Genomic DNA, 235 nt, shown 5'->3' with positions numbered 1-235 from the left:
TTATTTACGTTATTACTTACGATGTTATTTACGTTATTACTTACGATGTTATTTACGTTATTACTTACGATGTTATTTACGTTATTACTTACGATGTTATTTACGTTATTACTTACGATGTTATTTAAGTTATTACTTACGATGTTATTTACGTTATTACTTACGATGTTATTTACGTTATTACTTACGATGTTATTTACGTTATTACTTACGATGTTATTTACGTTATTACTTA

General features: G+C 23.8%; 1 protein-coding gene. It reads left to right on the top strand.

The window, feature by feature from the left end:
• Window positions 1-235, top strand: a 235-nt coding sequence (locus tag HS848_RS13200) for a hypothetical protein (RefSeq protein ID WP_198612563.1), incomplete at both ends; no start/stop codon positions are given.

The organism is Staphylococcus caledonicus (genome assembly GCF_016238465.1).
Classification (GTDB): Bacteria; Bacillota; Bacilli; order Staphylococcales; family Staphylococcaceae; genus Staphylococcus; species Staphylococcus caledonicus.
The sequence above is the reverse complement of the archived record's forward strand: the minus strand, read 5'-3'. Positions and strand labels throughout refer to the sequence as shown.